At 46.6% G+C, this 20,927-nt stretch carries 19 protein-coding genes; 16 read left to right on the plus strand and 3 right to left on the minus strand.

The features are described from left to right. The first annotated feature begins 4 nt into the window (after nucleotides 1-4). The 5 genes from Q8O77_RS13155 to Q8O77_RS13175 are packed head-to-tail and all read left to right on the plus strand — an operon-like array spanning nucleotide 5 to nucleotide 4,351. The gene (locus tag Q8O77_RS13155) at nucleotides 5-1,156 is read left to right on the plus strand and encodes a hypothetical protein (RefSeq protein WP_305553814.1); all 1,152 of its coding nucleotides are present in this window, start codon (nucleotides 5-7) and stop codon (nucleotides 1,154-1,156) included. Further along, nucleotides 1,149-2,354 (plus strand): O-antigen ligase, encoded by a 1,206-nt coding sequence (locus tag Q8O77_RS13160; protein ID WP_305553817.1) that lies wholly within the window; start codon nucleotides 1,149-1,151, stop codon nucleotides 2,352-2,354. The genes Q8O77_RS13155 and Q8O77_RS13160 overlap by 8 nt, the downstream gene beginning before the upstream one ends. Before the next feature lie 24 nt (nucleotides 2,355-2,378). After that, nucleotides 2,379-3,107 (plus strand): WecB/TagA/CpsF family glycosyltransferase, encoded by a 729-nt coding sequence (locus tag Q8O77_RS13165; protein ID WP_305553820.1) that lies wholly within the window; start codon nucleotides 2,379-2,381, stop codon nucleotides 3,105-3,107. Between the two features lie 59 nt (nucleotides 3,108-3,166). Beyond that, entirely contained in the window at nucleotides 3,167-3,937 is a 771-nt protein-coding gene (locus Q8O77_RS13170; protein WP_305553823.1) for a heparin lyase I family protein, read from the plus strand. Between the two features lie 9 nt (nucleotides 3,938-3,946). Next, the gene (locus tag Q8O77_RS13175; protein WP_305553826.1) at nucleotides 3,947-4,351 is read left to right on the plus strand and encodes a VanZ family protein; all 405 of its coding nucleotides are present in this window, start codon (nucleotides 3,947-3,949) and stop codon (nucleotides 4,349-4,351) included. 84 nt (nucleotides 4,352-4,435) lie between these two features. On the opposite strand, the gene Q8O77_RS20110 is transcribed toward Q8O77_RS13175, so the two are convergent. The 3 genes from Q8O77_RS20110 to Q8O77_RS13185 all read right to left on the minus strand — a co-directional run bounded on the left by Q8O77_RS20110 (nucleotide 4,436) and on the right by Q8O77_RS13185 (nucleotide 5,909). Further along, nucleotides 4,436-4,810, minus strand: a complete 375-nt coding sequence (locus Q8O77_RS20110) for a DVUA0089 family protein (protein WP_371133495.1) — start codon at nucleotides 4,808-4,810, stop codon at nucleotides 4,436-4,438. An 18-nt stretch (nucleotides 4,811-4,828) separates the two neighbouring features. After that, nucleotides 4,829-5,068: a hypothetical protein gene (locus Q8O77_RS13180; RefSeq protein WP_305553829.1), complete on the minus strand. Its 240-nt coding sequence runs from the start codon at nucleotides 5,066-5,068 to the stop codon at nucleotides 4,829-4,831. Between the two features lie 187 nt (nucleotides 5,069-5,255). Continuing rightward, nucleotides 5,256-5,909 (minus strand): PEP-CTERM sorting domain-containing protein, encoded by a 654-nt coding sequence (locus Q8O77_RS13185; RefSeq protein ID WP_305553832.1) that lies wholly within the window; start codon nucleotides 5,907-5,909, stop codon nucleotides 5,256-5,258. A gap of 729 nt (nucleotides 5,910-6,638) precedes the next feature. Between Q8O77_RS13185 and Q8O77_RS13190 the strand changes: the two genes are divergently transcribed. The 11 genes from Q8O77_RS13190 (at nucleotide 6,639) to Q8O77_RS13240 (ending at nucleotide 20,926) form a co-directional block, all read left to right on the plus strand. Beyond that, the gene (locus tag Q8O77_RS13190) at nucleotides 6,639-8,036 is read left to right on the plus strand and encodes an undecaprenyl-phosphate glucose phosphotransferase (RefSeq protein ID WP_305553835.1); all 1,398 of its coding nucleotides are present in this window, start codon (nucleotides 6,639-6,641) and stop codon (nucleotides 8,034-8,036) included. 12 nt (nucleotides 8,037-8,048) lie between these two features. Continuing rightward, nucleotides 8,049-9,242 carry an outer membrane beta-barrel protein gene (locus tag Q8O77_RS13195; protein ID WP_305553838.1) on the plus strand — a complete coding sequence of 398 codons (1,194 nt, stop codon included), beginning with the start codon at nucleotides 8,049-8,051 and terminating at the stop codon, nucleotides 9,240-9,242. After that, nucleotides 9,242-9,766, plus strand: a complete 525-nt coding sequence (locus Q8O77_RS13200) for a polysaccharide biosynthesis/export family protein (protein ID WP_305553841.1) — start codon at nucleotides 9,242-9,244, stop codon at nucleotides 9,764-9,766. The genes Q8O77_RS13195 and Q8O77_RS13200 overlap by 1 nt, the downstream gene beginning before the upstream one ends. Next, nucleotides 9,766-11,952 carry a polysaccharide biosynthesis tyrosine autokinase gene (locus Q8O77_RS13205; RefSeq protein WP_305553844.1) on the plus strand — a complete coding sequence of 729 codons (2,187 nt, stop codon included), beginning with the start codon at nucleotides 9,766-9,768 and terminating at the stop codon, nucleotides 11,950-11,952. The genes Q8O77_RS13200 and Q8O77_RS13205 overlap by 1 nt, the downstream gene beginning before the upstream one ends. Before the next feature lie 2 nt (nucleotides 11,953-11,954). After that, nucleotides 11,955-12,704: a tyrosine-protein phosphatase gene (locus Q8O77_RS13210; RefSeq protein ID WP_305553847.1), complete on the plus strand. Its 750-nt coding sequence runs from the start codon at nucleotides 11,955-11,957 to the stop codon at nucleotides 12,702-12,704. Then, nucleotides 12,704-13,402: a hypothetical protein gene (locus tag Q8O77_RS13215; protein WP_305553850.1), complete on the plus strand. Its 699-nt coding sequence runs from the start codon at nucleotides 12,704-12,706 to the stop codon at nucleotides 13,400-13,402. Before Q8O77_RS13210 ends, Q8O77_RS13215 begins: the two co-directional genes overlap by 1 nt. Nucleotides 13,403-13,555: 153 nt before the next feature. Next, complete coding sequence (locus tag Q8O77_RS13220; protein WP_305553853.1) at nucleotides 13,556-14,524, plus strand: response regulator; 969 nt, start codon at nucleotides 13,556-13,558, stop codon at nucleotides 14,522-14,524. Next, nucleotides 14,517-14,894: an Hpt domain-containing protein gene (locus tag Q8O77_RS13225; RefSeq protein ID WP_305553856.1), complete on the plus strand. Its 378-nt coding sequence runs from the start codon at nucleotides 14,517-14,519 to the stop codon at nucleotides 14,892-14,894. Before Q8O77_RS13220 ends, Q8O77_RS13225 begins: the two co-directional genes overlap by 8 nt. Then, complete coding sequence (locus Q8O77_RS13230; RefSeq protein ID WP_305553859.1) at nucleotides 14,887-15,273, plus strand: response regulator; 387 nt, start codon at nucleotides 14,887-14,889, stop codon at nucleotides 15,271-15,273. The genes Q8O77_RS13225 and Q8O77_RS13230 overlap by 8 nt, the downstream gene beginning before the upstream one ends. Beyond that, nucleotides 15,270-20,087 carry an EAL domain-containing protein gene (locus Q8O77_RS13235; RefSeq protein WP_305553862.1) on the plus strand — a complete coding sequence of 1,606 codons (4,818 nt, stop codon included), beginning with the start codon at nucleotides 15,270-15,272 and terminating at the stop codon, nucleotides 20,085-20,087. Before Q8O77_RS13230 ends, Q8O77_RS13235 begins: the two co-directional genes overlap by 4 nt. Continuing rightward, a complete protein-coding gene (locus tag Q8O77_RS13240) occupies nucleotides 20,084-20,926 on the plus strand; it encodes a sensor histidine kinase (protein WP_305553865.1) in 843 nt (280 codons plus the stop codon). The genes Q8O77_RS13235 and Q8O77_RS13240 overlap by 4 nt, the downstream gene beginning before the upstream one ends. Nucleotide 20,927: the final 1 nt, after the last annotated feature.

Raw genomic sequence — 20,927 nt, forward strand, 5'->3', positions numbered from 1 at the left:
GGTTTTGAAAAATCTCAAATCAAAAATTGAAAATTTATCTCTTATGGTAGAGCAGATCTTAAGTTCGGCATTTAATTTTTTCATGGTCGTAATAATATCAAAGACACAGCCAGGACATGTGTCTGACTATGGTCTTGTTTTATCTTTTTCGCTAGTTATTTTAGGTTATTTAAGAAATTCTGTTATAACACCATACATACTATCAGGAAGCGGTGGCTTCAAAGTTATCATTTTTTCATTGATTTCGTCTTGCAAGCAATTATATTTTCTTATTACAGTATTATTCTGTTTTGCATACTGCTTTTACTCAGAGGTAGAATTTGAATTTGTTTCTGTGTTTATTTTTTTCTGCTTATTGGAAATATTAAAAACCTTTCACATTGTTTCATACAAGTCATCTGTTTTTCTAATGTTGGTTGCCCCAATTTACATCTTCTCGGCCATATATGCGTGGTATTTTGGATATGCGCAAGCTTTTCTATTAAGTGGAATATTTCTTATTATAGTAGCAGGGATCTACAGCATAACTGATTCAAGCACTCTAAAATCAATCGATGTCACCAGTTCAAGAAACTCATTCGTTCTTTCTTCAGCATTTTCTATATACACCCACGGTCCATTGTGGTTTTTATATCTATTCAGGCCGGAGTTTGCTGGGTTATATGTTCAGGTTCGCAGTTTCTTTCAACCAGTTCATGTATTTTCGCGTGCTGCTGACCTGATCGAAAAGAGAAACGCCGTAGTTGCCGGTGCCGACTTATTTGGCAGGGTACGTAGTTTAATAAAAACTTACTTTGTTTTCGGTTCAGCAGTCTTAGCTATTTTGACATGGGCTGCTGCCTATCTATTTCCAATGTTGTATGGCGTTGATATTACTTCGGAACTGTCATTCGCCTTGATTGTTTTTTCACTTATATCGCTATGTATTATGATATCAAAACCTATCGAAACAGTGTATTTTAAACTTGGTGCTGTAAATAAAATGTCTGTAAATAGACTGATATCAACAGCACTATTTATTACTTTGATAGTTTCTTTTGGCACTTATGAATTCTTAGGGTTTACTCAGTTTATAACAGTTTTATTGATTAGCTTTATTTCATGGTTATTCATGCTGAGTACAAGCTACTTTGGCTTGCGGAGGTTAAGTGTTTAATTTAACGGCTTTTGCTAACCACCCATTTGTCAGAATGCTATCTATATTCGTTTTATTTATGTGCTTTTTCACTATTGACTCCTCCTTTAGGTCGCGGGATTTTGATGAGAAAACTTTAGATTTTCAAGTGCTAATAAAACTTTTTATACTGTTTTTTTCATTAGTATTAGGGTCTATAAGTTTGCTTAAGTTTGATTTTTATCAACGATTTTTTTTAGTTTTAGTCTTCGTTTTATATATATTGATAACCGCGCTCTGGTCTGAAAATTCATTATATACATTATCAATATTTTTATCATTTATATCTATTCTGCTCTTTATAACATTTTTTTTAGACTTTTATGGCAGAGAGCTTTTTATAAAAATAGTCTGTTTGTCATTGTTGTTTTTTTTGTTTTTATCAGTCCTTACTTATTTTCTGAACCCAGAATTAGGTCGTTTCCATATTTGGGAAAATGGCAGTTATGTCACGACTATGCGAATGAGTGGTTTAACTACAAGTGCAAACAACTTTGCCAGAATATGTGCGGTTTATATTTTGTTTTTGTATTTCTATAATGATTTGGTTCGTAAGGTATTTAAGAATAATTTAGTTTTACTTCAATGGATGTTTGCCATTGCTTGTTTAGGGATGAGTGGTAGTAGAACAACACTAGCAATTATTACAGTTTGTTTTTCTATTGCCTATTTCATTAGATCAGGAAGTGGTGGTAGGATTTTATATCTAGGGCTCTCTGGTTTGGGCATATCTCTACTTCTTGCTTTCTTTCCCTTCTTAATAGATTTTTTCAGCCGGGATGGTGGAGAAGACTTAACTTCATTTACTGGGAGAATGTTTATATGGGATGTTGTTCTCTATTACATTTCTTATAGTCCTATTTTTGGGCATGGTTTTGGTTCTTCTATATATCTCTTGCCTGAGCTTTCAGATGACATTGGTTTCCTAGCGCCTCATGCCCATAATATGTATCTTCAAATACTTTTGTCTGGAGGGATATTTGGTTTATTATTTTTTATAATAAACTGTATCTTTGTTTTTTTCTATAGTGTGTTTAATAGAAGTGTTTTTTCATTTACTTCCCTGCTTTTTATTTTGCTGGTTGGTTTCTTTGAGTCGGCAGCAGTGTCTTTGGTTGCAAATATGATGACAGTTCTATTGTTTGTTTCAATTTATGAATCTAGAAAAAGATTTGTCTGAATTTTATTTTTCAAGGCGTTTTGTATGACAAAATTTTCATTTTTTAATGTTTTAATGGATTCGTCGCGTATGTCGGATACAGTTGCGGAAATAGAGAAAAGAATTAATGATTCTATATTTACTCAGCACGTCGTAGTTAATGTCGCTAAGATTGTTAATATGCAGCACGACAAAGAATTAGCTTCCTCAATTGCAGAGTGTCATATAGTGAATATTGACGGGATGGGGGTTGTTTGGGGGGCTCGGTTTTTGGGGCACGATGTACCAGAAAGGGTTGCTGGGGTAGATTTATTCCATAACTTACTGGCACTGAGCGCTAAGCGCGGTTTTCCGGTTTTCTTGCTTGGTGCTACCGATGAAGTGGTACAAACAACGGCAGATAAAGTGGAGGTTTTGTATCCTGGTTTAAATGTTGCGGGCTATCACCACGGTTATTTCTGGGACGATGAGCAAACCGTTGTCGAAAAAATTAGAGCCTCCGGAGCACGTCTGCTGTTTGTAGCTATTACCTCGCCGAAAAAAGAAAACTTTATTAACAAATGGCGTGATCAACTCGGTGTTGATTTTGTTATGGGCGTTGGTGGTACTTTTGATGTTGTTGCAGGCAAGGTAAAACGTGCGCCAGTTTGGATGCAAAAAGCTGGATTAGAGTGGTTTTATCGCGTGTTGCAAGAACCCCGGCGTATGTGGAAACGTTACTTGGTAACTAATACGAAATTTGCATTTATGTTGCTAGGTGAGAAATTTAAGTGAACTTTATGGGTTGTTTCATTTCTCAGTTTCAAGTTTTCTGAGTGAATTGAGGTTTATCTGTGCGTGTACTGTTTGTTTTTTTTGGTTTTTTTTCTAATTTTGGGGCTTTCTCTGCGGATATCTGTCAGTTTGGTAATTTAAACCAGATTTTCAAAATGGATGCTGGCGACTATACCGAGGGTCTAAGAAGTAAAGAGGCTTTCGAGGAGAAAGCGATTTTCTCTGTACAAGATCCTATCGATGCAGATGACACCGTTGTGAAACTGAAAATCACACCCGAATATGTAGTTCATAACGGAAATAGAACTGAGCTGACTGTTTCTGATTACCATGAAGGTGCTTACGTATTCCACTACAGTTTCAAGTTTATGTTACCCAATAGCTACGTATCCGATGGCGATTGGCAAATCTTCGCGCAATGGCATGATCAGCCAGATGTTGCTGAAGGTGAAACTTGGTCAACTTTGCCGAGGCGGCCTCCGCCTGTTTCTTTGCTATATAACGAAGACGTTGTTTACATTAATTTCAGGCCTCAGCCAAGAAAAGTAATACAGAGCAATAAAGTCAAAGTAAAGAGGGACTTGTGGCACTCCGTGTCATTTAAAATTCGCTGGGCTGAAGATAGTTTAGGAGAAATCCAAGTAAAATTGGATGGTGAACCATTCGTCGGACCAAAAGGTAGCGAGATTTTCAGCGGGCCAAATATGTATAACAAAGCAGGTAACTACTTTAAGTTCGGCATTTATCGGGGCCCTGGAGCAGAGCATAGCAATACAATATATTTCAAAGATTTAGAGATACATTCTGAATGTATCAAAGGCAAGAGCTAAGGCAAATATTTGCGAGTATTAGAGTTTATTGCGGTTTGTGTTGTTGCATTGCTTCTGGGGATTATTTTCGCCAAGTACTTTTATCACCAAGCTGCTTGGTTGGTGACTTTTGAGCATTTTCTTGGTGGTGACGCAATGCTGCATTTTTTTGTGGGTTTTCTGCTAACCTTTTCATTGGCTGTGTTTTTGCGGTTACAGAGGCTTTTAGTGCGTTGGCAACTGGTATATTTTGTTACCGTAGCTTTGCTTTATGGCGCAGACGAATTTTTGCAAATTTGGGTGCCACACCGAATAGTTAGCTGGCACGATCTAATATACTCTATGTTGGGTTGGTTGACAGCTTTGATATTGTGGTTTGTGGTTACAGGGTTGCGGCGGCATGTGATTAAAAGCAAGCTGTCGAATGCTACATAAACTTCTCTGGCCACATTCTTAACTTCAGTTCGGCTACGATAAAAGCCCCGCATAGCGGGGCTCTGTCGTAAGAGTAAGCCGTAGTTAAACAGCAGCTTTTTTGCGATACAGGCGTAACGCCAACAAGCCCACTCCTAACAGCGCAATAGATGCTGGTTCCGGTATGCTGCTTATAGCAGCGTCTTGCGGGCGGAAGTTATTTACTGCGCCATTTACGGTCAATTGGTACGGTAAAGCGCGGTACAGCGTTGCATTGTCGTAACTTGCGAAACTGTTCCACTGCATGCCGTCAGTAATATCGCTGGCATTAAAGTTACAGCAACTGCCCACGGCTAACAGATAATTGCCGGCAGAGAAATTAACGTTTAAATAAGCATCCAGTCCGCTGATGCTGCCATCGGTAAAGCCGCGGCCACTCAGAGACCAAAAGTCATCATTATATGTAATTAAATCTGACAGACCTAAATCGCCATCATCTTAAAACAACCATAACATGCTGTCCAGGTAGCTGCCTTGATAACCCCAGGCCCGCATATCAAAGCTGGCGACACCGCCGGCTGACGAAAACTGATAGAAATCAACGGTACGGTAATAGCCTTGATTGCCCTGAACGTCTTGCAAGGAAGAGTTGATAACAATTGGTGTGGCATGGGTTTTAACAGCAAAGGCAGATACTGCACAGGCTAATACAAACAGCAGCTTAGTGGTGGTCTTCATTTTTACTCCGGGTGGCTACAACAAAATTCAGCTATACCGGTAAATAGCACTATTTATGCCACTGTTTAAGTTTTTGATTTATTTTGATATTTCAATGAAAGCCTTATTGCGGTGTAAAAAGTACTGACATTAAAGCACAGTGACGAAAAAAGCCCCGCCGAAGCAGGGCAAACAGCGGTTTTTCGAACTAAAGCGGTTGTTGCTTTCTGCGGCGAATACCAATGCCCGCTAATGCCAAACCAAACAGCGCTAAGCTGGCCGGCTCTGCTACGGCGGCAGGGTCGCGTACTGAGAAAAAGGTGTTGTTTACCGTATTGCTTGCACCTTCGAAGCTTGATACCGCCAACCAGTCGCCACTTAACCAGCTATTGTCAGTAAGGAAGCCGCGTACATCACCGGTCCAAAAATCGACTCCGGTAAGTTGTGGGTCGGCTTGCCAGGTTTCTACCTGATCCCAGCTGATAAAGGCGTACCAGGAGGTGACTTGCTGCCAGTCATCAAGCAGCGTATCGAAGTAGTAAAACTCTGTGAACCACTCCAATTGATCCAGATCCCAACCCAATGCCGGATCGCCGTTATCGCTGTTACGATCCAGTGCACTCAGGTCCAGCCGGCTGCCGATACGGATATCGTCCATTGCGTCAAACAGATTTTGCGGTTGAATTAATGACCCCGGGCTGTAAGGGGTAGGGAAACCACCTACATCACCGGCACCCGGCGCCAGATAGCTGCTGCTGCCCGGCGCAGTGTCGGTAGCAGACACCTGAATTAGCGCTGCATGGCTACTCAGGCTAAAACACAGTGCAGTGGCAGATAAAACCTTAGTTAACGTATTTTTCATATTGCATCACCTTTTTTTGATACTCAAAATTTACAATGCAATAATTGTTCCTAATTTTAAGTTGCTAAAAAGTAAGGTTTTTATTTTTTATAATTTTATAACTGTAAGATTTTATGACATATTTTAAAATTGATGTTGGTAGTTATTTTGGTGCTTATTTGTTTACATTTTACTGGCGAAATAGCGCTAATTTGCAGGACTCGTAGTATTTTTGTAATAAATTTGTGTTTTAATCAGGCGGTGTGGAACAGAACTTGTATCTGTAAAGAGTCATTTTTAGTGACGTTGTTTTTAAGTTACTGAAAATATTTAATTAATTCAAATTGTATAAATGCAGCTTACAGTGAGATTTTTACCGATATGCACTGTATTAGGGAGTATTGCTGTAATTTGGTGATATTTTAACCATTATGGTCGTTATTTAATCTAATTGTTTCAGTGATAACTATATGTAAATTTATAGTTTACATATGTGAGCTTTTTTGCTTGCATTGAGCACGCGATGTGATAAATTGTCGGCGTTTTAAGTACAGCACGCAGTACAAATCATCTCGTAGACAGTAGTACAAGCTCAGCTTGCACGGCAGTATTTGTTAAAAATAGACATTCAGAGCAGAAGCGGTTTGCTTTATCCGCACTGAATGTATAACGGCATACTTTTTCTCTGCGGCATCGCACCTTGCCATGTCAGGTGCCAATGCTTTACGACAGTTAAATGGAGTTAACACAGTGAACAAGCAAACCTTCCGCTACACCGGCCATGCATCTTCCATTATTTACCGGCTGATAGATTTACTGATCCTTGCTGCTGTGTTTGTCTTGGGGGCAGCCCTTTACGATGTGACGTTAAACAGTAAGTACGGCCTGCTGCTGTGTGGTTACCTGGTCTGCTATTCCTATTTGGCTGAGTCGGTGCAGTTGTACCGTTCATGGCGGGTGGGTCGCTTCTCACGCATGCTGGTTCTGTTGGCGGTAGCACATACCCTGGCGTTTTTGTTAGTACTGGCAGCACTATTCCTGTTTAAACAATCCGAAGCTTTCTCGCGCGCAGTATTAGTGGGCTGGTATGTCGCTTCTTTAGTTACTCTGGCGCTGTGGCGTATTGGCGCCAGAGTGACCAAAACCATGCAACGCCGCCGCGGTTTGGCGATGCAAAAAGTGGCGATTATCGGCGCCACCGGCAGCGGCCTGAATTTACTTAATGAAATAGCTAATCACCCTGAGCTGGGCTTTGAATGTATTGGTTTTTTTGACGACAGAACCACAGACCGGCTACCGGTTGAAACGCAGCGTCATTTGCGTGGCGATATTGAGCAAGCGGTGGCGTTGGCACGCAGCGGCGAATTGGTAAAACTGTATATTTGTTTACCGATGCTGGCCGAGCAGCGTGTTGCTGACATGATTACGGCCCTGGGCGATAGCACGGTAGATGTGTTACTGGTGCCGGATTTTCTGATGAAAAACCTGATGCACGGCCGTATTGGTAATGTTGGTGATGTTGATACCATCAGTGTCTTTGAATCACCGGGTTTTGGTATCCAGAACTTTTACAAGCGTAGTTTTGATGTTGCTTTCAGCGCCAGCGTGCTGTTGGCTATAGCGCCGTTGCTGCTGTTAATCGGCGCTGCAGTTAAATTTACGTCCAAAGGTCCGGTACTGTTTAAGCAAGATCGCTATGGCCTGGATGGCCGCCGTATCGGTGTGTACAAATTCCGCTCTATGCGCACCATGGAAAATGGCGGCAAGGTAATACAGGCCAAGCGCAATGATAGCCGCATAACACCGGTTGGCGCCTTTTTGCGCCGCACATCATTGGACGAGTTACCGCAGTTTTTCAATGTGTTAATGGGTGATATGTCAGTAGTAGGCCCACGTCCGCATGCGGTGGCGCACAACGAAGAGTACCGTAAGCAGGTTGCCTTTTATATGTTACGTCACAAAATGCGCCCCGGCATTACCGGCTGGGCCCAGGTAAACGGTTGGCGCGGCGAAACGGACACCCTGGAAAAGATGGAGATGCGGGTAAAGTTCGATCTGGATTACATCCGCAACTGGTCACTGCTGTTTGACATAAAAATTATCCTTAACACCTTGCTCAAAGGTTTTATCAACAAAAACGCTTATTAATAAGGACGTTCAATGTTTAAAATTTCACGCATTACGCTGGCTATCGCTGCTGTAAGTTTGTCGGCAAATCTCTCTGCTAACGAATTGACTGCCGCCGCTATTACTACAGAAAGCGGCATCGACTTCACGCCTATGGTGCAAGCTCGTTTAGCCCATAACGACAATATTGCCAGTACCAGCGCTAACGAAGAATCCAGTTGGATTTTTGCGGTAACGCCAAGCCTGCGTGCTTTGCTGCAAGATGGCGCTAATGTTTATACCTCTACGCTAAGCGTGGCCAGCGGCACTTATTTCTCCAGCTCAGATGATAACTATCTGGACTTTTATGCCGATGCTTTGGCAAAAGTAGAACTGAATCAAAGCAACCGTTTTGAAGCTGGCGTGGAATATGTGTCCGGCCATGAAGATCGTGGTACCGGGGTATCGGAAGGCTTAGGTAACCTGCAGGATGAACCGGCTGAATTTGATACATGGAACCTTAAAGGCCACTACGAGTACGGTGCTATGTCTACCCCGGCACGGCTGCGCGTAATGGCCGGTTATTTTGATAAAGAATTTACTAATTATGAAGCGCTGACCAGCGTACGTAATTTTGATAACTTCTCTTACGGTGCGGCGTTTTACTATGACACTCAGGCTACCACCAGTGTGGTTGCAGAGATTATCCGCGAAGATATCGCTTATGACCAGGTAGACCCTACCGGTAAACGTGACAGTATTACTACCAAATACCGTGTGGGTATGGAGTGGGAAGCCACAGCGTTAACCTCAGGTAGCTTCCGCATTGGTTACCAGGACAAAAACTTCGACAGCGCAACGCGTAAAGACTTCAGTGGCCTGACGTGGGAAGCCGCAGTGGCTTATGCACCGCTAAGCTACTCTGTCTTCCAACTGACTACCGGCCGTCAGGCGAAAGATCCTAATGTAGCAGGTGATTACGTGAAAGAAACGCTGCACGGCGTAAGCTGGACGCACGATTGGTCAGAGTTACTATCCAGCACGGCCGGTTTTAACTACAGCCATGAAGATTACTCCGGTGCTGATCGCACGGATAAAACAAAAACGCTGAGTTTGGCGGCTAATTACCTGCTGCGCACTAACATAATGTTAACTGCCGGTACCGATCTGACACGTAAGTCTTCTACTGTGCAGAATATCCGTTTTGACAAAAACGTATTCTATGTTGGTGTACAAGCAGGTTTCTGATGTTAACAATGAAGCAGTTGTGGTTAATAGGCGGGCTGGCATTTGCCAGCCTGAACGTTTTGGCAGATGACAGCTATCTGCTTGGCGCCGGCGACAAAATCAGTATTAAGGTGTTTGGCCAGGATGACATGGAACTGCAAACCCAATTAACGGACAGTGGCACCATTAACTATCCGTTTTTGGGCAGCATTAAAGCCAGCGGCAGAACATTAAAAGAACTGGAACAATTAATTTATCAGGGCCTCAAAGGCGACTATCTGATAGAGCCCAATGTGTATGTTGGCATTGACGAGTACCGGCCGTTTTATATTCATGGCGAAGTGAAAAAGCCCGGCGCCTACCCGTATCAACCCGGCATGACAGTAAACCAGGCTGTGGCGTTAGCCGGCGGCCTGACAGAGCGCGCCTCACGCGATCGCATTGTTATTGCCCGCGAAGCGAAAAAAGCGGAAACCGAAAACGGCACACTAAACAGCCGTGTGCTGGCCGGTGATACCGTCACTATTTTACAGAGATTCTTTTAATGCATGTTGAAACAGCACGCGCTGACGGGGACGGTCAGGCGGTACAGGTTATTGATTTAAAGAAAACCTTTAATGTGATCTATCGCGCCAAGTGGCGCATTATGGCCTTTACTTTGCTATGCGGTGTGCTGGCCACCTTTGTGTTGCTGAACATGTCGCCGGTGTATCGTGCCACCTCAACCTTATTGCTGGAAGCGGCCCAGGCGCGGGCAATAAAAATTGAGGAGGTGTATGGTTTTAACTCGTCACAGCAGGAATACTACCTGACGCAATTTGAAGTGCTAAAATCGCGCTCTATTGCTGAGCAGGTGTTTGTTAGCCTGGATGTGGCAAACCATGCCGAATATCAGCCTACTGCCGGCTTAAAGCAGCAACTGATGGCCTTACTGCCGTTTTTACCGCAAACCGATGCCAATGAAGACCCGGAATATGCTGCTTTTTTGCTGCGTAAAACCCAGTTAGATGCCTTTGTTGAAAATATCGGCATAGAACCGGTGCGCCGTACCCAGTTGGTTAAGCTGAGCTTTAGCTCCGAAGACCCTAAACTGGCGCAAGCTGTAGCCAATGCGCTGGGCGACGCTTATATTAACAGTCAGTTAGATGCCAGGTTAGGTATAACGAAAAAGGCCAACAGCTGGCTGGGTGGGCGCGTGGCCGAGCTGCGTGAGCGGCTGGAACAAAGCGAGTTAAAGCTGGAGCTGTTTCGCGCAGAAAATAATTTAGTCGATGTGGCAGGTGTTACCTCGCTGGATCAACAAGAGCTGGAGCGGCTGAATGAACAGCTGTCGGTGGCCCGCGCCCGTAAGGCTGAAACCGAAGGGTTTTTAACCCTGGTAAAACGCTTTGGCCGCGACGATATTCACCGGCTGGAAAGCTTACCGGAGATAACCTCGCATATTTCTGTGCAAAACGTCAAAAGCGAAGTGCTGCTGGCAGAGCGTAAAGTATCGGAGTTTGGTAAAGTATATGGCCCCAAACACCCGAAAATGATTTCGGCGCAGGCAGAGCTGGCGTCGGTGCAGCAAAGCCTGACGCAACAAATTTTACGCTTAATTGACGGTGTAGAAAAAGAAGCCGAAGCCGCTGCCGAGCGTCTGGCTGCACTGGAAGTACGTTTTGAGCAGGCCAGAAGCCGCTTCTCCGGTATGGGCTCGTTAGAGTCTGATTATCGCCGCATTAAGCGCGAAGTGGAAACTAACCGCTTATTGTTTGATAACTTTATGGCACGGCAAAAAGAAACCGAAGTAACCGGTGATTTTGATGCGCCGATAGCCCGGTTTACTGACCTCGCCGAGCTGCCTACTGAAGCGGTTAAACCAAAGAAAAAGCTGATTTTACTGCTGGTGCTGATTGCTGCCGGCGGTTTGGCCACGGTAATGGCGTTGGTGTTTGATGCACTGAACGATACAGTAAAACACCTGACTGACGTTGAAAAACTGCTGAATCAACGCGCGCTGGGTTTCTTGCCCAAAGGCGGCAAAAAAACCGGTGAAACCGATCGGGCGCGGGCCTTTTTTGACCGCTCGCAGCGCCAGCATATTGAAGCGGTGTCTAACATTCGCACCGGTTTGTCACTGTTATCCATTGATAAGCCTTTAAAGGTAATAGAAATTACCTCGTCATACCCCGGTGAAGGTAAAACCTCTACCAGCTTAAATCTGGCTTTTGCCTTTGGCGCTCTGGAGCGGGTACTGCTGATAGATGCCGATATGCGTAAACCTACCCTGGGTACTAAACTGGGTTTACCCGGGTATCAGCCTGGCTTGGCCAATGTGCTGTCCGGCACTGAAACCGTAGCCGACTGCATTGTTAAAGACGAGCAAAGCGGCGTAGATATATTGACTGCCGGTGCAGTGCCGTTAAATCCGTTAGAGTTGTTGGCCGGCGGTGCTTTTGAGCGTTTGCTGCAGCAGTTAAAAGCTGATTACGACAAAATTATTGTGGATACGCCACCGGTGCAAATGGTCAGTGATGGCTTGCTGTTGGCGCCAATGAGCGATGCGGTACTGCTGATTGTCAAAGCCGACCATACCCGCAGCCCGGCAGTGAAAAACTCAATTGCGAAGATTAACCAGGCACACGGCAATTTGTACGGTGTTATTTTAAACCAAATGGATACCGAAAAGGCGGCCAGCTATTATGGTTCCTACGGCTCTTATGGTTACTACGGCGCAGAGCAGAGCTAAGCGTGATTGACTTACATTGCCATATTTTACCCGGTATAGATGATGGCGCGGCCGATATGGCCGAGTCATTAGCACTGCTGCGCTTAGCGCAGCAACAGGGTATCAGCCATATGGTGGCAACACCGCATGTGCAAAGTGGTTATTATGACAATACCGTGCAAAGCATTGGCGCGGCGCTGCAAAGCCTGCGTGCGTCCGCGGCAAGCGAGGGCATTAACGTGCAACTGGCTGCCGCGGCCGAGCTCAGGGTAGAACCGCAGTTAATTCAGCTGGCCGAGCGCAAAGCGCTGCCACTGCTGGGGCACTATCAGGGCGATAAGCTGCTGTTACTGGAATTCCCACACAGTCACATTCCGCCTGGCAGCGATAAGCTTATCAAGTACCTGGCGAAATTGGGCTATCGCATTATGGTGGCGCACCCGGAGCGTAACCGCGAATTGCAACAAGATCCCGCTAAAATTATTCAGTTACAACGGCTGGATTGTTTGTTTCAGTTAACTGCATCTTCCGTACTGGGAGCAATGGGCGATATGCCCTTACAGGTAGCAAAGCAGTATTTAGCCGACGGTGTTTTCAGTGTGGTGGCAACGGATTGCCATTCGCTTAAACGCCGGCCACCTTTATTGGCACAAGCCATGGCGCAAATCAGCAGTTGGACCTCGCCTGAAATGGCACAGCAACTGGTGCAGGATACACCGCAGCAGATCAGCCAGTCATTGTTTAACGCCGGCGGCATGATGGTGGCGGCGTAATGCAAAGCCGTTGGCTGTATCCGCTATTGGCATTGTTAATGCTGGCCGGTATCACCCTGGCCATGCGGCAGGGCATAGCCAGCGCTTTTCACTTTAAATCGGTGTTTTACCTTGATAGCTGGCATGAAGGTAAAATTGCCACTGCACAGTCTTATCAGGATGCTAAGGCCGCTGCAGAGCACGCGGTAAAGCTTGATAGTGCTAACCCGCATTATCGCTTAATGTTAGCCCGAACGCTGGAATGGGGGCATTATCAACAACTGGAGCCAATCGATACTGCCCGGTTACAGGCGTTGTATAATACGGCACTGGCACAACGGCCCGCCTGGGGCGATGGTTATACCGCTTACGCTTACGCGCTGGCCTGGGTGCTGAACCAACCCGCTGCAGCAGCAGAGCAAATATTATTGGCTGATGCCCATGGCCCCTATATGCCGCGGCCTTTATTGCTAAGCGTGCGGTTGGCCAACGACTTTTGGCCGCAATTGCCGGCAGAATTTAAAGCGCAGTATTTCCGCAACCAGTTAAAACTGGCTAAAGCCTATTACCCGGTGTACCGCGAATTTGTCTCCTTATCCCGCAACAGCCCGCTGCAAGCTGTGCAATGCGCCTACTTGCACCAACAAGCGCTGAGCAGTGCTGAGTTTAGCCGCCTGCAACGTGACCTGTGCCGGCACTGGCCGAAAATTACCGGCTAACTTGTACGGTTAACAAATGTCCCTTTATGTTAGGGCTTTGCTACGGAAGTTTTTCGTTTTCAGGCTTATACTTGCCACAGGTTCTTATCTCTGTTAGTTATCTAATCTATTGTATCGCTTAGATACTGCATGTTATGCCGTAACAGGAAGACTATGCTGCTGAAACATTTCAATGTGCTGGTGGTCGACGATGTAATTTTAATGTGTGATTTTTTACATGGTGTGGCCAACAAGGTACCTGGCTGTAGTGCTTTTAAAGCGCTGGATAGCAAAACTGCGGCCGATATTTTACAAACTGAACATATAGATTTACTGATCACCGATATTGAAATGAAAGCACCAACCGGATTGGAACTGGTGTTTCAGCTGCGCAGTGGCAGGTTTGACGCTACATCACATGATATTCCGGTAATTATCTTTTCCGGCAATACCTATCTTGAACTGATCCAGCAATGCAAAAGCTATGATGTGAATGACTTTTTAGCCAAACCCATTAGTTTTGACGTGCTGACACGTAAAATTCAGCATCATTTGCAAACCGAAAAGCCGATCAGAAGCCCACAGCACTATGCTGCGCTGGGCCATCAATTTGTCAAAGCCGCAGTAGTGCCGGATGACGGGCCGCGTAAAATCAGTGTGGCCATAGTGCGCGACCAGGAGCACAAAGCCGATGCCGGTGCAGAAGAGGCACCAGCCGGTGAGAAGCCGGAAAAGAAAGATTTTTTATTCTGGCCACAGCATGCCACTACCGGTTATTTTCAGCTGGACCGCCGGTTACGCAACTTTGCTTTTAATGTCAGCTGTTTTCACAATGTGTTTGTCGGCAATTGCAAACCGGTGGCGATTGAGAGTGAACGCAAACGTGCCAGTGAAGCGATAGATTATTTGTTTCATATTGCCAATAACATGAAGCAAAAACAGCGACGCTATGATTTCTGGCTGCTGTTTAATCAACGGCTGGAAAAGCTGAAGCCGCTGGCAGCCGAATTAGCTGAAGTGAATGTTAAACATCATACTCAGGTGTTGGCACTGCTGAAAAAACTGTCCTATTGGTGGATGCAAACCTGCAACCGGCCGATTATTCAGCTGAATGATGACGAGCAAGGAGCCGGCCATGACTGATGCGGCCGTGTTACCGGTGCTGGACCTTAACGTGCTGATTGCCATGTACGGTGATGACAGCGCCGACACTATTACCCTGGCGTTATCCGGTTTTCGCCGTGAAGCCACTAAGTATGTGCAAAAGTTGCAAAGCGCGGCACAGCAAGATGCGACGGCTGATATAGCCCGTGTATGTCACAGTTTAAAGAGTATGTGTGGTTTGGTAGGAGCAACCAGGCTGATGCAACTTTGCCTGACGCTGGAGCAGGCTGCCAGACAACAAGATCTGGCTGTGTTGCAGGCTCAGTTACCTGCGTTAGCCGGCGTGTGGTTGACGCTGTTGGCAGAGCTGAACCGTACTTTATTGCAGCATGGCTATATTGATGTGTAACGTCCTGTTTATTGACGACGATGCTTTTATTCTCAGCGCCTATCAGCGCATGTTACGCGGTACTGTGTATCAGGGCTTTTATTTACAGCAACCTGAGCAGTTGTGGCAGCAAGACTATTTAAATTTATTGCAGAATTCACTGCAGATAGTGCTGGTTGATCAACATATGCCGCGTATCAGCGGTACAGAGTTACTGCTGCAGTTGCAGCACGATTACCCCGGCATTAAGCGCGTTTTAATCAGCGGCGATCTGCAATCCGCATTACGCCAACAGCCAACCGTGCTGATATTAGATGCCACTTTAGCAAAGCCCTGCAGCAAAGTTGCACTGCTTGAATGTTTACAACGCCTCGGCGGGGAGCTTACAGCACACACATGATAAACAGCGGATTTCGCATCAGCAGTGTCATAGGGCTGAGTGTCTTTTACAGTAGCTGCCTTATTGTGCTGTTTGGCGCTGTGTTGTCGCTATCTGGTTGGCTGTTGCATTATGATGCGTTGGTTGAACGCTTTGTTATGTTGCCGGATACGGCTTTCGCGCTTATCGCCGCGGTAGTGATGTTGTGGGGCCTTGTCAGTAAGAAGCGCTCCCTGGTGTTGCAGGCTAATTTGGTTATCGGCTTGATCGCGTTGGCAGGTTTGCTGTGGTACCAGGCAGACGTTACCGCAGCAACCATCAGCTGGCACAGTGCGCAGGCCAGAGTGCCGTTGTTGCAAAGTCTGGCGCTGTTGCTGCTGTGTCTGAGCCCGTTCAGTTGGCTCAGTCGTCGAAACGCTGTGCGCTGGCCGCTGTTTATTCTGTTCAGGCTGTTATGTAATCTGCTGTTAGCCGGCTTTAGTATCAGTGTATTGCTGGCGCAGCATGGCTTTTTGCCTGCGATGGAATTTAGCATCAGTGCCTCAGCGTCTGTCCATACCGCGCTTTATTTACTGCTGCTGGCGGTTGCCGGCTTAAGTGCCCCTTATGTTAAAACACGGCCATCGCTGCAGCAATTGCGCAGCAGCGGCTGGTTACTGGTGTGCTTTATTGCTCTGGCATCCACCTTATTATGGTTTAATTTTGCCCATCAGTTACAACACCGGGTAGAACAGGTTGCTGAGCAGATTGCACAGAAGCTGCAGTTTAATGTTGAGCAGATGATGTCGGAGCAACGTGGCCTGATGTATCGCTTTGCGGAGCGAATTAACGTGGCAGAGGAGCCGCTGACCACGCCTTACCTTGGCACCGAAGTTCAGAGTTATTTGCGCGATTATGCTTATATTGACTACCTGGCCGTGCTGGGCGAAGAGGGGGCCGTGCTGTATGGCGGTGCGCGTGATGATAAAAGGCTGGCCTGGTTTAACCGTTATGTCCGGCAAAGCACGGATTTACAGCCGCAACAGCCGTTAGCAGATAATACTGAGCCTGAATTAACGCTGCATTACGATACCGACACCGATCATGCCTTTATTCTGGCAAGGGTGCCGTCCGGCAATCAGGCCGGAGTGGCACAAATTGTTGCCAGCGTTGATTTTGTTAAAGCGTTGCGTTTGGTTTTACCGCAATTAGTTGCCAGGGGCTATTTTGTCCGCTTGCAACACAGCGAAGATAGCCAGTTGTATCACTCTGCGGTTAATCAGACGGATGTCAGCACGGCAGGGCAATTTGTTATTGATGTGATGCCGGAAATGTCGTGGCAATTAACGGTGTATACCCGGCTTAATAACGATACCAAAGCGATATTGCTGACGGCAGAGGTGGTGTTGCTGGCCGGATGGTTAGCTACACTGTTGGTGATGTTAAGTCAGAAATACTATCAGCAAAGCCAGCGACACCGGATACGCCTGTTGGCAGGTAACGACAGGCTGCGCCAAAGCCTGAACAGCTTGCAGCAGTTACAATTGCAGCAGCAACAAATTATGGAAAACTCTGCCGATGTGATCTGTATTGTTGATGACAGCGGCCGTTATATTGAACTGAGTCAATCCTGCGAAACCGTATTTGGTTATCCACGGCAAGAGCTGCTGCAGCGGCGCTACATCGATTTTGTTCATCCGGATGACAAAGTACGCACTGAGGCCGAAGCGCAGCGCATGCTGCCGGGCGGGCAAAACAGTAACTTTCGTAATCGCCATCTGCGTAAGGATGGCTCTACGGTGCATTTAATGTGGTCCTCCCGCTATGTGGCCGGTGTAAAAACACTGTACGCCATAGCCAGAGACATTACTGAGTTAGTAAAAGCTGAGCAATATCAACAGGCGCAGCAAGACATACTGAAAATGATCTCAACCGAGCAGCCCCTGCCACAGATATTGCAGCGCATTTGCCTGATGGCAGAGCAGCAAAGCACTACAGTGCGCGCGGCGGTGATGTTAAAGCAGGGCGAACAACTGCAACTGGCCGCGGCGCCCTCTTTTAATGCCGGTTTTAGCGCGGCACTTAGCACGTTACCGGTGTCGGACAATGCCGGCTGCTGTGGTAGTGCTGCCTATCAGAAGAGCCTGGTGATGGTAGTGTCGATTGCCGGCGATGAACACTGTCGTGCTTATGCTGCTGCCGCGCAGGCGCAAGGAGTATTGGCGTGCTGGTCTATGCCGATGGTATCGGCGCAGGATGAGGTTGCGGGTACTTTTGCGCTGTATTGCAGCGAAGCCAGAGCGGCGCATAAAGACGAGCTGGAACTGATGATCAACTGTAGTCGTTTTGCTGCTTTGGCAATAGAGCGCGCCAGCCATAAACGGTTGTTGCAGCAAAGTGAGCAGCGTTTTCGCTCACTTTATGAGTTGAACCCCGACCCGGTGTATATCATTAACCCCGAAGGCTACTTTATCGATATGAACCAGGCAGGCTGTCAGCTGTTGCAGTACAGCTGTGCTGAAATTACCACCATGCACTATAACCGGGTGATGTTGCCTGAGCATTTGCCTTTGGTTAACCGGTATTTTGCCAACGTGCTCGCCGGCAATGGTGAGCGCTTTGAAGCCAGTATCGTTACCCGCAGTGGCCAGCAGCTGGAGCTGGATATTTCAATAGTACCCAGTTGGCAAGATGGTAAGGTTATTGGTGTTATCGGCATATCAAAAGACATTTCAGAACGGGTGCAGGCGCAGAAGCAACTGCGGCTGTTTAAACGGGCGGTTGATGCTACCTCAAATGGGGTGATTATCTCGGATATTCTGCAAGCTGATATGCCAATCATTTATGTTAACAGTGCGTTTGAGAAACTTACCGGTTATAGCTCCACTGAGGTTGTCGGGCGTAACTGCAGGTTTTTACAGGGACAAGAACGGGATTTGTTGGCGGCAAAACAAATACGTGATGCCATTTCCCAACGCCGGGAATTTTCCGTTGTATTAAGAAACTTCCGCAAAGACAACAGTGCGTTTTGGAATAAGCTGTTTTTGGCGCCGGTGCCGGATGACTATGGTGCTATTACCCATTACATCGGTATTCAGGCCGATATTACCGCGCAAAAAAACTATGAGCAGGAGCTGGCGTACAATGCCTCGCATGACCTGCTCACCGGCTTACCTAACCGCGCATTGTTAAAAGACCGGCTGACACAAAGCTATCAAATCAGCAAACGTAACCAACAGAAAGTAGCCATTCTGTTTATTGACCTCGATGGTTTTAAGCTGATTAACGACAGCCTGGGCCACTTAAGCGGCGATGATGTGTTAAAGCAAAGCAGTGCGCGCATCAGTGCCTGCATCCGGCCGGGCGATACCCTGGCCAGAATAGGCGGCGATGAGTTTGTGTTAATGCTTACCGACCTGAGTTCTGGCGATGAAGTGCTACCGGTAACAGAACGCATCCTGGCAGCAGTTGCGCAGCCGCTTAACATTGCCGGCCATGAGCTGCACATTACGGCCAGTATCGGCATCAGTTTGTCCGATAATGAACAATCCGAACCGATGCAGATGGTACAACAGGCCGACCTGGCGATGTACCGCGCCAAGCAGCTGGGGCGCAATAATTGCCAGTGGTACAGCACCGATTTAGATGTCGCGCTGAGCAAGCAATTGAATTTGCGGGCAAAGCTGAAAAAAGCCATCAGCAATGAAGAATTTGAGCTGTATTATCAGCCACAAATTGATGCAGTCAGTGGTGATATCGTCGGGCTGGAAGCGCTGCTGCGCTGGCCTGATCAGCAGGGCTTTATCAGTCCGGAGGAGTTTATTCCGCTGGCCGAGAAAACCGGTGAAATAGTGCCGCTGAGCAACTGGGTGCTGGATAACGCCAGCCGCTATAACCAGTCATTGATAGAGCGCGGTATCGCATCTGTAGTGATGGCGGTAAATGTGTCATCCATCCAGTTTCAACGCAGCAATTTTGTTGAACACCTGCAACATACCTTACAGGCAAACAGCCTTGAGCCGCGCCGGTTTGAGGTTGAGCTGACAGAGTCAGTGTTGTTTGATAATACTGAACAGGTGATCTTCAAGCTGCAGCAAATAAAGCAGTTGGGGGTAAAGGTATCGATTGACGATTTTGGTACCGGCTATTCCAGTTTAAATTATCTCAAACGCTTACCAATGGATAAGCTGAAGATTGACCGCAGTTTTATCCGTGACATTGTCACCGACAAACGCGATGCAGCCATCAGCCGGGCCATTATTGCCATGGCGCACCATTTGGATATCAGGGTAATTGCGGAGGGCGTGGAAAACGAAGCCCAGGTGGCGCTACTGCGTAAAAGCCTGTGTGACGAATATCAGGGCTATTATTTTGCCAAACCTATGCCCGCCGACCAGCTTGAAGAGTTTATCCTGCAATACCCGCAACAGCGGCTGATCCGGCCGGAGTCGGTCAGTAATCAGCAAACTATTCTGCTGGTGGATGATGAAGATAATATTCTCAGTGCGCTGAAGCGGGTACTGCGCCGCGATAATTATCGGGTACTGACCTGCACCGGCGCGAAGCAGGCGTTTGATATTCTGGCGCTGAATCAGGTGCAGGTGATCCTGTCAGATCAGCGCATGCCGGGTGTCAGTGGTACTGAGTTTTTCAGTCAGGTCAAAGATATGTACCCCGACACCATTCGTATTGTGCTGTCCGGCTATACCGATTTGCGCTCGGTTACCGAGGCGATAAACAAAGGCGCTATTTATAAATTTATGACCAAACCCTGGCAGGACGACGAATTGCGCAGCGAGATCAAGCAAGCCTTTGCGCAGTATCAGCAGCAGATCAACAGCAAAGCAGGCGAATGATGAGTCAAAACGATAACAGCAAAGATAAACAAATAGCGCGACTGGAAGCACAGTTGCTAATGTTAAAAGAGCAATTGCTGCAATCCGAAAAACTGGCATCTCTGGGCCAGCTGGCTGCCGGAGTGGCACACGAAATTAATAACCCTATTGGTTATGTGTCGTCGAATATGAAAATGCTGGCAGAGTATTCCGACAGTTTAATTAATCTGGTGAAGCTGCTGAGCCAGCAGGTTGATGAAGCAAAGCGCCTGCCACTGTTGGCGCAGTTCGATTTTGATTATGTCTGTGCCGACTTACCCAAGCTGGTGCAGGAGTCGGAGCAGGGCCTGAACCGGGTGGTGGATATTATTCACGACTTAAAAGACTTCTCTCATCTTGAGGAGGTCGAATTTGTCGATGCAGACTTGCACCAGGGCATTCAGTCAACGCTGAATATTGTCAGCAATGAATTAAAGTACAAAGCTGGGGTAGTAAAAGATTTTGCCGCGTTGCCGCCGGTACGTTGTATTCCGTCTCAGTTGAACCAGGTATTGCTTAATTTGCTGGTGAATGCCGCTCATGCCATTGAGCAACATGGTACTATCCGTATCAGTACCGGCTTTGATGACAACTGGGTCTGGTTTAGCGTTAGCGATGATGGTAAAGGCATGGACGAGGTGCAGTTAGGCCGCATTTTTGAGCCGTTTTACACCACTAAACCCAAAGGCCAGGGTACCGGTTTGGGCTTGCCGTTGTCGCGCAGCATCGTTGAGAAACATCAGGGTGTGCTGGATGTAAGCAGTACGCCTGGCGTGGGTAACTGCTTTACTGTTAAATTGCCGCGCCAGCCCCAACGTTAAC

It is taken from the genome of Rheinheimera sp., from assembly GCF_030690345.1.
Taxonomy (GTDB): Bacteria; Pseudomonadota; Gammaproteobacteria; order Enterobacterales; family Alteromonadaceae; genus Alishewanella.

Coding starts and splice junctions, on each gene's coding strand:
- Q8O77_RS13165 (WP_305553820.1), top strand. CDS start 2,379: ATGACAAAATTTTCATTTTTTAATGTTTTAATGGATTCGTCGCGTATG.
- Q8O77_RS13180 (WP_305553829.1), bottom strand. CDS start 5,068: ATGAAGACCACCACTAAGCTGCTGTTTGTATTAGCCTGTGCAGTATCT.
- Q8O77_RS13185 (WP_305553832.1), bottom strand. CDS start 5,909: ATGAAAAATACGTTAACTAAGGTTTTATCTGCCACTGCACTGTGTTTT.
- Q8O77_RS13195 (WP_305553838.1), top strand. CDS start 8,049: ATGTTTAAAATTTCACGCATTACGCTGGCTATCGCTGCTGTAAGTTTG.
- Q8O77_RS13200 (WP_305553841.1), top strand. CDS start 9,242: ATGTTAACAATGAAGCAGTTGTGGTTAATAGGCGGGCTGGCATTTGCC.
- Q8O77_RS13205 (WP_305553844.1), top strand. CDS start 9,766: ATGCATGTTGAAACAGCACGCGCTGACGGGGACGGTCAGGCGGTACAG.
- Q8O77_RS13215 (WP_305553850.1), top strand. CDS start 12,704: ATGCAAAGCCGTTGGCTGTATCCGCTATTGGCATTGTTAATGCTGGCC.
- Q8O77_RS13220 (WP_305553853.1), top strand. CDS start 13,556: ATGCTGCTGAAACATTTCAATGTGCTGGTGGTCGACGATGTAATTTTA.
- Q8O77_RS13225 (WP_305553856.1), top strand. CDS start 14,517: ATGACTGATGCGGCCGTGTTACCGGTGCTGGACCTTAACGTGCTGATT.
- Q8O77_RS13230 (WP_305553859.1), top strand. CDS start 14,887: ATGTGTAACGTCCTGTTTATTGACGACGATGCTTTTATTCTCAGCGCC.
- Q8O77_RS13235 (WP_305553862.1), top strand. CDS start 15,270: ATGATAAACAGCGGATTTCGCATCAGCAGTGTCATAGGGCTGAGTGTC.
- Q8O77_RS13240 (WP_305553865.1), top strand. CDS start 20,084: ATGATGAGTCAAAACGATAACAGCAAAGATAAACAAATAGCGCGACTG.